Origin of the sequence: Bosea sp. NBC_00550 (genome assembly GCF_026020075.1) — a bacterium.
Taxonomy (GTDB): domain Bacteria; phylum Pseudomonadota; class Alphaproteobacteria; order Rhizobiales; family Beijerinckiaceae; genus Allobosea.
In genome coordinates, this window is record NZ_CP102772.1 from 5,239,190 (window position 1) to 5,251,056 (window position 11,867).

Below are 11,867 nucleotides of genomic sequence, written 5' to 3' on the forward strand. Positions count from 1 at the left end.
GGGCCTTTCAGGCCTTCTCGCCGAGATAGGCGGTGGCATCGATCTCGACGATACAGTCCGGCGAGCCGAGGCCGTTGACGATGCAGGACACCCGATGCGGTGAGGCTTCCCCGAAATTGGCGAAATAGACCTCGTTCATCGGTTCCCAATAAGCGCGGTCGGTGACGTAGACGGTGCATTTGACGACATCGGCGAGGTTCCCGCCGGCCTCTTCGAGCAGCGCCTTGATGTTGTCGATGCATTGCTGGGTCTGGCGCCGCGGATCGCCGACGGCGAGCTTGCCGTCCCGGTCGGTGCCGATGCAGCAGACGAACATGAAATCGCCGGCGACTGTCGCCTGTGCGAAGGGCAGCCGGCCCTTGTAGACGCGGTCCGAGGAAATGATGCGTTTGGGCATGGCGAGCTCCGTCGTCGTTTCCCGCCATGTGGCGGCAAAAGATGGAGATCGTCTTTACGCCGGGAAAAGGCAGCCCAGGCTCGGCCGCCACAGCCGTATAAGACCTGCCCTGCGGCGCTCGAATACAGGAATGCGAGATAGGAGAAGCTGGTGCTGCGAGAGAGGATTGAACTCTCGACCTCTCCATTACCAATGGAGTGCTCTACCACTGAGCTACCGCAGCAGGTCCGGCTGCCGGGCGCATCGCTGTCGCTCTGAGGCGGTTGCGGGCGCTGGGCGTCGTTCCGAAGCGGCGCCCTGATGCCACATGCGCGGGGCGGGCGCAACCCGCTCTCTCAATCCGGCAGCAATAATCGTGGATCGATCCGGAAGAGTCGGCCATCGCCGAGCAGATGCGCGCTCAGGCCTTCTCGGAACAACGGGCGGAAGGCTGCGTCCCGCAGGTTGAGGCCACCGGCATAGGCGCCCAACGCCGGCATCACGCAACGGCGCGGCGACAGCGCGAAGCAGCGGCGTCTCAGGCCCCGGCCGCGCATCCTCACCTTGGCGGCGGGGTGCAGATGGCCGGCGATCTCGTATCCGGTCTCGGTGGGGTTCGGCTCATGGCGCAGCGTGACACCGGAAAGCGCGATCGCCCCCGCGCTCTCGCCGCCGACGCGGGCGCTGATCGAGGGGTCGTGGTTGCCGGTGATCCAGAGCCAGTCGCGGCCTTGCTGCAGCAGGCGCAGCGAAGCCAGGCTCTGTGGCGCGAGCCGCTCCTCCGCCTGCCGATCATGAAAGCTGTCGCCGAGCGCGATCACGCAGCGCGGCTGCAGGCGCAGGATCGCAGCAGTGAGCGCGGCCAGTGTCGCCGTGGAATCATAGGGCGGCAGCATCACGCCGCGCGCCGCATAGGCAGAGCCTTTCTCGAGATGCAGGTCGGCGACGACGAGCGTGCGCTCCTCCGGCAGCCAGAGCGTGCCGGAGATATCGGGCACGATCGTGAGCCGGCCCAGCATGAAGGCCGCTTCCGTCACTGTCATGCGCTGTGCTAGCGTCACGCCATCGCCTCTTCGGTCAGCATCGCCTCCGCCTCCGCCAGGATTTCATCCGCCGCCTCGCCAAAGACCGCCTCGCGCCCGATCTCGAGCATCACGGAGACCCCGAGCGGCGAAACATGGTCGAGCGGCTGATGAACGACTCGGCCGCTGATTCGTGTCAGCATCTCACCGAGCCGGCGAATGTCGAGCAGGCCCGTCGCCGCATCGGCGCGCGCGGCTTTCAGCAGGATGTGGTCGGGCTCGTGCCGCCGCAGCACGTCATAGACCAGGTCGGTCGAGATCGTCACCTGCCGGCCGCTCTTCTCCTGGCCCGGATAGCGCCGCTCGATCAGCCCGCCGATGATGGCGCAGGCCCGGAACGTGCGCTTCATCAGCGCCGATTCCGCCATCCACTCCTCGAGGTCGTCGCCGAGCATTTCCTGCGCGAACAGGTCATCGAGGCTGAGGGCGCCGCGCGCGATCGCCGCGGACATGTCGGCGAGCGTCCAGCAGGCCATGCCGTAATCGTTGCAGACGAAGCCGAGCGGCCGCATCCGGGCCCGCTCCAGCCGCCGCGTCAGCAGCATGCCGAGGGTCTGGTGGGCGAGGCGGCCCTCGAACGGGTAGGCGACGAGATAGAAGCGCCCGCCGCGCGGAAAGGTCTCGATCAGAAGCTCGCCGGGCTTGGGGACTCGTGACTTCAGCTTCTGCGCATGCAGCCAGGCCGAGACCTCCTCCGGCAGCGTGTTCCAGAGATGGGGCGAGGCCAGCATGGCGCGGACGCGCGCGGCGAGGAAGGTCGAGAGCGGGAACTTGCCGCCGTTATAGGAGGGAACCTTCGGATCGGTACCGGCGGCTGCGCGCGAGCAGACCGCCTCGTTCTCGACGATACCCTCGAAGCGCAGCACCTCGCCGGCGAAGACGAAGGTGTCGCCGGGCACCATGGTCTCGGCGAAATACTCCTCGACCTCGCCGAGAATCCGCCCGCCTCGGGTGATCGTGCCGGGCTGGCCCGGCCGGCTCGTGCGCGCACGTCCGAGCCGGACCTTGAGCATCGCCGCCTCGACGATGGTGCCGACATTCATGCGGTATTGCTGGATGACGCGGGCATGGCTGGCGCGCCAGAGGCCGGTCTTGTCCTGCCGCAGCTTGGCGAAGCGCTCATAGCTCTTCAGCGCATAGCCGCCGGTGGCGACGAAATTGACGACGGCGTCGAAATCCGCGCGGGCGAGATCGGCATAAGGGGAGGCGGTGCGGACTTCCTCATAGAGCGCATCGGCCTCGAACCCGTCCGAGCAGGCGACGCCGAGGACGTGCTGGGCGAGTACGTCGAGTGCGCCCAGGCGCGGCGGCGGCGTGTCCTGCGCGGCTTCGTGCACGGCTTCCAAGGCCGCGCGGCACTCCAGCAGCTCGAAGCGGTTGGAGGGCACGAGCAGCGCTTCGGAGGGCTCGTCCATGCGGTGGTTGGAGCGGCCGATGCGCTGGATCAGCCGGCTCGCCCCCTTCGGCGCGCCGAGGTTGACGACGAGGTCGACATCGCCCCAGTCGATGCCGAGGTCGAGCGTCGCGGTGCAGACCACGGCCTTGAGGCGCCCATCCGCCATCGCGGCCTCGACCTTGCGGCGCTGCTGGGCGTCGAGCGAGCCGTGATGCAGCGCGATCGGCAGGTTGTCGTCGTTGAGGTTCCATAGCGCCTGGAAGGCGAATTCCGCCTGCATGCGCGTGTTGACGAAGACCAGCGTCAGCTTGTGCGTGCGGATGGACTGATAGACTTCGGCCATCGCATGCAGCGTCGTATGCCCCGCGATAGGCAGGCGGCGTTCCGTGTCGAGGATGCCGATGCGCGGCTTCGCGCCGCCCGCGACGGTGACCAGCCCGGCGGGCGTCTTGGCTCCGCCGAGATAAAGCTGGAGATCGGCGGGCTCGCGTACCGTCGCCGAGAGGCCGACGGCCGAGGCCTGCGGTGCCAGCGCCTTGAGCCTGGCAAGGTCGAGCGAGAGCAGGTCGCCGCGCTTGGAGGTGACGAGCGCGTGCAGTTCGTCGAGCACGATGCGGCGAAGGTTGGCGAAGAAGGGTGCAGCGTCGCGATGCGAGACGAGGAGCGCCAACTGCTCCGGTGTCGTCAGCAGGATATCGGGCGGGCGCTGGATCTGGCGCGTGCGCTTGGCGGCGGAGGTGTCGCCAGTGCGGGTTTCGATGGTGATCGGCAGCCCCATCTCGCGCACGGGCGCTTCGAGGTTGCGGGCGATGTCGACGGCGAGTGCCTTCAGCGGCGAGATGTAAATCGTGTGCAACCCGTCATGCCGGCCAGCCCGTTCGCTGAGTTCGACAAGCGAGGGCAGGAAACCGGCGAGCGTCTTGCCGGCACCGGTCGGCGCGACCAGCAGCGTCGAGCGTCCGGCGCGGGCTTCCTCCAGCAGCGCGAGCTGATGCGGCCGCACGCTCCAGCCGCGCCCAGTAAACCAGGCCTCGAAGGCGGGAGGGAGCGGGGACGGAGCGGCCATGCACTCCAGAGATAGGACGGAGCGTGGGAGAACGAAAGGGGAATGACGCGGCCGTCATGCCCGAGGGCGCAGACGGCCGAATATCTCGCTCCCCGCTGCATCCAATGGCGTGGCGCCGGCGTATCCCGAGCGAGGTCAGGCTCCTCCTCAAAGCCGCATATGGAGCTGGCCCGGTCGCGAACCCCCCTTTGCGGCCGGGTCTCCCATATTCCCGCCTTGAGGCGAAATCCTCAGCGTCGCTCCGCCACGACCAGCAGCCCCGGCACGGGCGAGCCGCGATCCTGCCGCGTGCTGGCGGGCTCGATGAGTAGGGGGGCAAGGCCCGCTTCATCCAGCCTCTGCTTCAGCCAAGCCTCCGCATGCGCGAACCGCCGATCCCCGCCGACGACCACGCCTTCGCCGTCATGGCTCTGCACCGTGAAGGCGAGGAGACCGCCCGGTTCCAGCACCCGCGCGCTCTGGGCGAAACAGGGCGCGAGTTCGCCGAGATAGACGAAGACGTCGGCAGCCACCACGAGATCGGCGGAAGCATCCGGGCGGCTGGCGAGGAAGCTCGTCAGCCCGGCGACCGCAAGCTTGTCGTAAAGCGGCGTTCCGTCGGGGGCCGTCTTGACCCGTGCGCGCTCGATCATGCGCGGCGAGAGATCGCAGCCGGCGATGAAACCGCTCTGCTCGTGGATCGCTTCGCCCATCAGCCCGGTGCCGCAGCCGAGATCGTAGACGATGTCGAACCGGAAGGGCCGGCCGGCGTTGCTGCAGCAGCGGACCAGCGCGGATTTCAACAGTTCGGGGGCGTTGTAGTGCAGGGTCTGGGTGAGATGGCTGTCGAAGCGGTCGGCATAGGCGTCGAACAGCGCGCCGGAGAAGTTCTCGGAGGTCGCCTGCTCGGCAGGCAGCGCGCCGATGCGGGCGAGGTCGAGCCGCGCGCCGAAATGATCGGCGGGATCGAGGTCGAGGCATTGCCGCCAGGCCGTCGCGGCGTCCTCCTTGTGGCCGAGCGCCTCCTGCGCCAGCCCGTAGAGATGCCAAGCGGCGGTGAAATGGTAGGCCTGCGACAGGGTCTGGTCGAGGATCTCGACGGCCGCTTGCGCGTCCCCGTCCTGCAGCGCAGCCTCGGCCCAGCTATAGCGGCGGTCGAGCACGGGGTCGCCGGAGCTGGCGAAATGCGTGGTCGAGCCTGTATCGGTCATACCGACCGATGTAGCCGAGGAGTGTGACGCTGGCCAGACAAAGCGCCCGCTGGCGCCCCTCCGAATTGCTATTGCCGACGCCGGCGGGGCTCTATTGCCCGCCAGCCGACATCCATGTCGACCCCGTCCGGCCCGTGGCGCGGGCTCTGATCACCCACGGCCATTCAGATCACGCCCGCGCCGGCCACGGCGCCGTGCTGGCGACGCGCGAGACGCTGGCGATCATGGCGCTGCGCTATGGCGAGGCCTTCACCGGCTCGCAGCAGGTCGCCGTTCCCGGCGAGACGATCCGCATCGGTGAGGTCGATTTCCGGTTCGCGCCGGCGGGCCATGTCCTTGGCTCGGCCCAGATCGCGGTCGAGAGCCGCGGCCTGCGCATCGTAGCTTCCGGCGATTACAAGCGCGAGCGCGACCCGACCTGCGCACCCTTCGAGGTCATGCCCTGCGATATCTTCATCACCGAGGCGACCTTCGGCCTACCTGTCTTCCGTCATCCGTCGGCGGCGGGAGAGGTAGCCAAGCTGCTCGAATCCGTCAGGCTCTTCCCGGAGCGGACGCATATCGTCGGCGCCTATTCGCTCGGCAAGGCGCAGCGCGTCATGGCGCTGATCCGCGAGGCCGGCTACGAGCGGCCGCTCTACATCCATGGCGCGGTCGAGAAGATCACCGAGTTCTATCAGGCCGAGGGGATTCCGCTCGGCGAGATCCGCAAGGTCGCAGGCGAGGATCGCAAGGCGCTGGGCGGCGAGATCGTGATCTGCCCGCCGAGCGCGACGCAGGACCTATGGGCGCGCCGCTTTCCGGATCCCGTCACGGCCTTCGCCTCGGGCTGGATGCGAATCCGCGCCAGGGCGCGCCAGAAGGGCGTCGAGCTGCCGCTCGTCATTTCCGATCACGCCGATTGGGACGATCTGCTCGCGACGATCCGCGAGGTGCAGGCCGGCGAGATCTGGGTGACGCATGGCGAGGCGGAGGCGCTCGTCCACTGGTGCGGCACGGCGGGCCTGAAGGCCAAGCCGCTGCATCTCGTCGGTTATGGCGACGAGGGCGAGGCGGACCCGGTCGAGGAGGCCGCCGATGCGCCGGCCGTCTGAGCCCCGATCAGCGCGACTGCGCCATGACCGAGCGGCTCGGCGCGGCCATGCCGACCATCGCATTCGCCATGTCGCGGGCGAGGCAGTCATAGCCCGCATCGCTCATGTGGAAGCCGTCCGTCCAGAGCGCGGCCTTGAACGCCTCGGCATCGGCGCGGTGCCACTCCGTCATGGTCTCGTAGCGGGAGAAGACCGGCACGTTCTCGCGCCGCGCCGTCTCGCCGACGGCGGCGACATAGGCGGCGTAGCGCTCCGGGTCCTTCACCGAGGGGAAATACTGCGGATCGAGGATCGTCAGCGCCGGGCCGGCATTGCGCACCAGGGCGATGCCGTCGTTGACCATCGCCTTGAAGACATCGAGGTCGCCGCCCTTGACGGCGTCGTTCGTGCCGACCTGCCAGATCACCAGATCGTAATGGCGCTCGGTGAGCGCTGCCCTGAGCCGCGCGAGCGTCTGCGGCGCGGTCTCGCCGCCGATGCCGGCATTGACGATCTCGATCTTGGATTTCGGCCAGGCCTTGGCAAGCAGCGCCTGCAAACGGGCAGGATAGGTCCTGTCCTTGGCGCTGGCGCCGACGCCTTCCGTGGAGGAGGAGCCGATGGCGAGGATCGCGAGCGTCTGGCCCTGCGCGACCTTGGTGGAGAGCGGCGCGAGCGTAGCGTTCGAGCGCATGATCGGCGTCTCGCGGCAGGAAAAGCCGGCCGCCAGTGCGGGGGCTCCTACCGAAAGCGCTGCAGCGATGACCGGCAAGGCAAGGAACCGCATCGCGGCACGCATCGGCATCTGTCTCCTGGCTACCATGCCGCTGTTAAGGTTTGCTTCATGAACGGTATCTGAACGATGCGGTGCAACAAATCCGAACGGGCGCAGTGTTGCGTGGGTGCGACAGCATGAACCGCTTCGCCTGGCTGCTCGATCGTCTCGCCTATGAGCCGCGCCGCAACGCCAAGCTGGCGCTGATCGCCGACTATCTGCGCACGACGCCCGACCCCGATCGCGGCTATGCGCTGGCGGCGATGACCGGCGGGCTCGTCTTCCGCAATGCCAAGGCCGGGCTGATCCGCGCGTTGATCGCCGAGCGGACCGACCCTGTGCTGTTCGCCCTGTCCTATGACTATGTCGGCGACCTCTCGGAGACGGTCGCGCTGATGTGGCCGGCGCGGCACGGCACTAACGCGGTGCCGCATCTGCCGGAGGTGGTCGAGAGCCTGCGCGAGGCCGGCAAGACCGACCTGCCGCGCCTCGTCGCCTCCTGGCTCGATGCGCTCGACGAGACCGGCCGCTGGGCGCTGCTCAAGCTGATCACCGGGAGCTTACGCATCGGCGTCTCCGCCCGCCTCGCCAAGACGGCGGCGGCGAACCTCGGCGGGGTGCCTGCCGATGAGGTCGAGCAGGTCTGGCACGGGCTTGAGCCGCCCTACACCGAGCTTTTTGCTTGGCTCGAGGGCAGAGGGCCGCGACCGGAGGCGCGCGATCCCGCGCCGTTCCGTCCGGTCATGCTGTCCCATCCGATCGAGGATGGCGATTTCGACAAGCTCGACCCGGCCGACTTCTCAGCCGAATGGAAATGGGACGGCATCCGCGTCCAGGCCGTCAGTGGCGTCAAAGCGGACGGCACGCGGCTGACCCGGCTCTATTCGCGCACCGGCGAGGATATCGCCGGCGCCTTTCCCGATCTCGTCGATGAGCTGACGCAGGACGGCGCACTGGACGGCGAGTTGCTGGTGATGCGCGAAAGCGCCGTGCAGAGCTTCAACACGCTGCAGCAGCGCCTGAACCGCAAGACCGTCACGCCGAAGATGCTGGGCGAGTTCCCCGCACATATCCGCGTCTACGACCTCCTGGTCGACGGCGAGGAGGATATTCGCCATCTCCCGCTGGAAGAGCGGCGCAAGCGCCTCGAAGCCTTCCTGTCCCGTCTTGCCAGCATCCGCTTCGACCTGTCTCCGGTGATCCCCTTCACGTCCTGGGATGAGCTGACGGGGGCTCGCGCCGATCCGGCCTCCGCCGGGGCGGGCGCCGATGCCGAGGCGGTCGAGGGCTGCATGATCAAACGGCGCGATTCCCCCTATCTGCCCGGCCGTCCCAAGGGCTATTGGTGGAAATGGAAGCGCGATGCGCGGCTCGTCGATTGCGTGCTGATGTATGCCCAGCGCGGCCACGGCAAGCGCTCCTCCTTCTATTCCGACTACACCTTCGGCGTCTGGCGTGTGGGCGAGGATGGTGGCGAAGAGCTCGTGCCGGTGGGCAAGGCCTATTTCGGTTTCACCGACGAGGAGCTGATCGAGATCGACAAATACGTCCGCAAGAACACGCTGAACCGCTTCGGCCCGGTGCGCGAGGTTACGCATGAGGCGCATGCCGGCTTGGTTTTCGAGGTCGCTTTCGAAGGACTGCAGCGCTCGACGCGGCACAAGTCGGGGCTTGCCATGCGCTTTCCCCGGATCAACCGCATTCGCTGGGACAAGCCGCCGCGCGAAGCCGACCATATCGAGGTACTGGAAGCGATGCTGCCGACCAATGGCTGAGCCGCAATGGGTTGCAGCCTTGCGCTGTCGATGCTTGTGGTGAGTTCCCTGCCTGGGGCAAAATGCGCGGGCCGGACAAGGGCATCGGCCCGAAAAGTGGAATACGGTTTTCGGACAGAGCCGATGCCGGCTTAGGGAGTGGTGGCGATGAGCAAGCAGCCTTCGACGCGGATCGTCATCGCGGACGACCATCCGCTGTTTCGCGGCGCGCTGCGCCAGGCCGTATCTCATGCGATCGGCGGTGCCGAGGTCAGCGAGGTCGGCTCGCTCGAAGCTCTGACCGAGGCGCTGGCGAGCGGCGGCGACGCCGACCTCGTCCTGCTCGATCTGACCATGCCCGGCGTGCAGGGCTTCTCCGGCCTGCTCTTTTTGCGCGCCGACCATCCCGAGATTCCGGTGATCGTCGTCTCAGCCAATGACGACCCGGCGGTGATTCGCCGCTGCATCGAGTTCGGCGCCCTCGGCTTCCTGCCGAAGACCGCCGATGTCGCGCAGATGGGCGAGGCGATCCGCGCCGTGCTCGATGGCGGGGTCTGGACCCCGCCGGGCGTCGATCTGACCGCGCCTGTCGATGCCGAGATCGCCGACATGGTCCGCCGCATGTCGACGCTGACGCCGCAGCAGGTGCGCGTGCTGATGATGTTGTCGGAAGGGCTGCTCAACAAGCAGATCGCCTACGAGCTCGGTGTTTCCGAGGCGACGGTGAAGGCCCATGTCTCGGCGATCCTGACCAAGCTCGACGTCGACAGCCGCACGCAGGCGGTCATCGCCGCGTCGAAGATCGCCGGCACCGCATGGGCGACGGCGGGGGCCTCGGCGACCGTCTGATGATCGTTTCCAGATAGTCAGCTACCTTCGAGAACCAGGCGGGTCATCCCGGACGACCGCAGGGAGACCCGGGATCCATTCCGGAGCGCTTCCAAACGAGGTTCAGGCATGGATCCCGGATCTCCGCTTCGCTGCGTCCGGGATGACCCGCGTTTCATGCGGGCAGTGCTGTTTCCGGGAAATCAAGGACAGCGTTCAGGCGCCATTCAAGCGCAGCCTGTTTCAGGTTAAGACAGCGCGAAGCGCCTCGGAATGTACGGGGCGCAACAGGATGGCCAACGCTTCCATGGAACGGTTTATCGGCGGCTCGCCCCTCAGCGTCCTCGTCCGCCTGATCTTCATCTCGCTGCTGGTCGGGGCCGCCCTGGCCTTCCTAGGCCTGTCGCCGCAGAGCCTCTATGAGGCGGCCGCACGCTTCATCCGCTCGATCACGGGGCTCGGCTTCGGCGCGGTGCGCGAGGTCGGGCAGTGGATCATCGCCGGCGCGCTGATCGTCGTGCCGCTCTGGCTGCTGATGCGGCTCTTCGCGGCGCGGAAGTGAACTCGTCATCTTCCGCTGGAACCACGCCGTCTTTCTGGGGCATTGCGCAGCAATGAGCCCGGAACCCAGAGCCGATGCCCTGACTTGTGTTGGCGATCGCTGTCGGCATCCTCTCGACCGGGTGCATCGATTCTGGGTTCCGGGCTCAAGCCTTCGGCTTGCCCGGGAATGACGGCGTGGTTCTTGATCCTCAAAGCCCTTCGCCGCGGGCGATCGCGGCGGCATCGCGCCCGATCAGGGCGGTGAGCCGCGTCAGCCCGGCGCGGCGCGCCTGCGTGGCGAGTCCGGTCTTCACCTGCTTCGCCAACTGCGGCCCCTTGAACACCATCGCTGAATAGAACTGCACCAGCGTCGCGCCGGCCCGGATCTTGGCGAAGGCGGTCTCGGCCGAATCGACGCCGCCGACGCCGATCAGCGGGAACTGCCCTTCGACGCGCAGGAAGGTCTCGGCCAGGATGCGCGTCGAGGCGGTGAAGAGCGGCTTGCCCGACAACCCGCCCGTCTCGGCCTTGGCTGCGCTGCGCAGGCTTTCCGGGCGCGCGATCGTGGTGTTGGAGACGATCATGCCCTCGATGCCGCGCTTGCGGGCGACGGCGATCATGCCGTCGAGCTCGGGCAGCGTCAGGTCCGGCGCGATCTTGACCAGCACCGGCGTGCGCCGGCCGCCGGCGGCAGCTTCGTCGCGTGCGGCGAGCGTGCGCGCCACGAGATCGTCGAGCGCGGCTTCGGCCTGCAGATCGCGCAGGCCCGGCGTGTTCGGCGAGGAGACGTTGATCGTCAGGAAATCGGCGAGCGGCGCTAGCCGGCGAGCAAGAGTGGCGTAGTCGGCAGCACGGTCGGAAGATTCCTTGTTGGCTCCGAGGTTCACGCCGACCAGGCCGCTGCGGCCGCGCCGGGCTTCGAGCCGCTTCGCGACGGCTTCCATCCCCTCGCTGTTGAGGCCGTAGCGATTGATGACGGCCTCGTCCTCGGTCAATCGGAAGACGCGCGGGCGCGGATTGCCGGGTTGCGGCAGCGGCGTCACGCCGCCGACCTCGACGAAGCCGAAGCCCAAGCCCAGCGCACCGTCGACCGCTTCTGCATTCTTGTCGAAGCCGGCGGCGAGGCCGACAGGGTTCGGGAAGGTGAGCCCGAAGGCTTCCGTCGCCAGTACGGGATCGTCCGAGCCCGTTTTCAGCGCGGGTGCCGCGGCGAGCGCGGCGACGGTCAGGCGATGCGCAGTTTCCGCGTCCATGCGGTGGATCAGCGGCCGGGCGATGTTGAACAGGCTGCCGATCATGCGAGGTCCTCCGGAATGGCGTGGGTCCCGTCGAGGTTGAGCGGCAGCGGCGTGATCCAGCGAGCCGTCTTCGGGTCGAGCGGGGCGTAGAGGTGCGGGAACAAGGCGCCGCCACGCGAGGGCTCGTAGCGTAGTGCCGGGCCGAGGCGCGCATCGTCGATGGCGATCAGCAACAGGCCGTCCTGCCCGGCGAAGTGCTTCGCCACGGTCTCCGCGAGCTGCGCGGCCGTGGAGAAATGGATGTAGCCGTCGGCGAGATCGACCGGAGCACCGGCGAAGCGGCCATTTCGCTCGGCTTCCTGCCAAAGCGGGGCGGGGCATATCTTGTAGATCAGCGGCACCGGCAATCTCGCGGGGACATGTCGGGCACGGCTTAGCCGCTGGCAGGAGGTTTCCGCAAGCCGCAGCCGAATTGTGGCGAGAATCGGATTGAAGTCTTATGTAATAGGTGATATTTCCTATTTCTAATCCCCGCCCCACGGCAAG

The 11,867-nt window shown here is 67.6% G+C and carries 11 protein-coding genes and 1 tRNA gene; 4 read left to right on the forward strand and 8 right to left on the reverse strand.

Annotated features, from left to right (window positions below; genetic code table 11):
- Nucleotides 1–7 precede the first annotated feature (7 nt).
- From NWE53_RS24915 to NWE53_RS24935, 5 genes are all read right to left on the reverse strand, one after another.
- Nucleotides 8–397, reverse strand: coding sequence for a RidA family protein (locus NWE53_RS24915; protein WP_265051984.1), 390 nt, complete (start codon nt 395–397; stop codon nt 8–10).
- Nucleotides 398–545: 148 nt separating this feature from the next.
- Nucleotides 546–620, reverse strand: a tRNA-Thr gene (locus NWE53_RS24920).
- A 112-nt stretch (nt 621–732) separates the two neighbouring features.
- On the reverse strand, nt 733–1,437 hold the full coding sequence (gene pdeM / locus NWE53_RS24925; RefSeq protein WP_442864900.1) for a ligase-associated DNA damage response endonuclease PdeM: 705 nt from the start codon (nt 1,435–1,437) through the stop codon (nt 733–735).
- The gene (locus NWE53_RS24930) at nt 1,434–3,920 is read right to left on the reverse strand and encodes a ligase-associated DNA damage response DEXH box helicase (protein WP_265051985.1); all 2,487 of its coding nucleotides are present in this window, start codon (nt 3,918–3,920) and stop codon (nt 1,434–1,436) included. Before NWE53_RS24930 ends, pdeM begins: the two co-directional genes overlap by 4 nt.
- Nucleotides 3,921–4,150: 230 nt before the next feature.
- On the reverse strand, nt 4,151–5,110 hold the full coding sequence (locus NWE53_RS24935; protein ID WP_265051986.1) for a methyltransferase domain-containing protein: 960 nt from the start codon (nt 5,108–5,110) through the stop codon (nt 4,151–4,153).
- Between the two features lie 29 nt (nt 5,111–5,139).
- On the opposite strand from NWE53_RS24935, the gene NWE53_RS24940 reads away from it, so the two are divergent.
- Nucleotides 5,140–6,204, forward strand: coding sequence for a ligase-associated DNA damage response exonuclease (locus tag NWE53_RS24940; RefSeq protein WP_442865060.1), 1,065 nt, complete (start codon nt 5,140–5,142; stop codon nt 6,202–6,204).
- A gap of 7 nt (nt 6,205–6,211) precedes the next feature.
- On the opposite strand, the gene NWE53_RS24945 is transcribed toward NWE53_RS24940, so the two are convergent.
- Nucleotides 6,212–6,988, reverse strand: coding sequence for an SGNH/GDSL hydrolase family protein (locus NWE53_RS24945; protein ID WP_265051988.1), 777 nt, complete (start codon nt 6,986–6,988; stop codon nt 6,212–6,214).
- 107 nt (nt 6,989–7,095) lie between these two features.
- Here NWE53_RS24945 and NWE53_RS24950 point away from each other — a divergent pair, with 107 nt between their 5' ends.
- From NWE53_RS24950 to NWE53_RS24960, 3 genes are all read left to right on the forward strand, one after another.
- Nucleotides 7,096–8,733, forward strand: a complete 1,638-nt coding sequence (locus tag NWE53_RS24950) for a cisplatin damage response ATP-dependent DNA ligase (RefSeq protein WP_265051989.1) — start codon at nt 7,096–7,098, stop codon at nt 8,731–8,733.
- Between the two features lie 147 nt (nt 8,734–8,880).
- On the forward strand, nt 8,881–9,561 hold the full coding sequence (locus NWE53_RS24955) for a response regulator transcription factor (protein WP_265051990.1): 681 nt from the start codon (nt 8,881–8,883) through the stop codon (nt 9,559–9,561).
- A 286-nt stretch (nt 9,562–9,847) separates the two neighbouring features.
- A complete protein-coding gene (locus NWE53_RS24960; protein WP_265051991.1) occupies nt 9,848–10,102 on the forward strand; it encodes a DUF6460 domain-containing protein in 255 nt (84 codons plus the stop codon).
- Between the two features lie 190 nt (nt 10,103–10,292).
- Here the strand turns inward: NWE53_RS24960 and NWE53_RS24965 are convergent, their stop codons facing one another.
- Nucleotides 10,293–11,381 carry a quinone-dependent dihydroorotate dehydrogenase gene (locus NWE53_RS24965; RefSeq protein ID WP_265051992.1) on the reverse strand — a complete coding sequence of 363 codons (1,089 nt, stop codon included), beginning with the start codon at nt 11,379–11,381 and terminating at the stop codon, nt 10,293–10,295.
- The gene (locus NWE53_RS24970; protein WP_265051993.1) at nt 11,378–11,722 is read right to left on the reverse strand and encodes a DUF952 domain-containing protein; all 345 of its coding nucleotides are present in this window, start codon (nt 11,720–11,722) and stop codon (nt 11,378–11,380) included. The genes NWE53_RS24965 and NWE53_RS24970 overlap by 4 nt, the downstream gene beginning before the upstream one ends.
- Between the last annotated feature and the right edge of the window lie 145 nt (nt 11,723–11,867).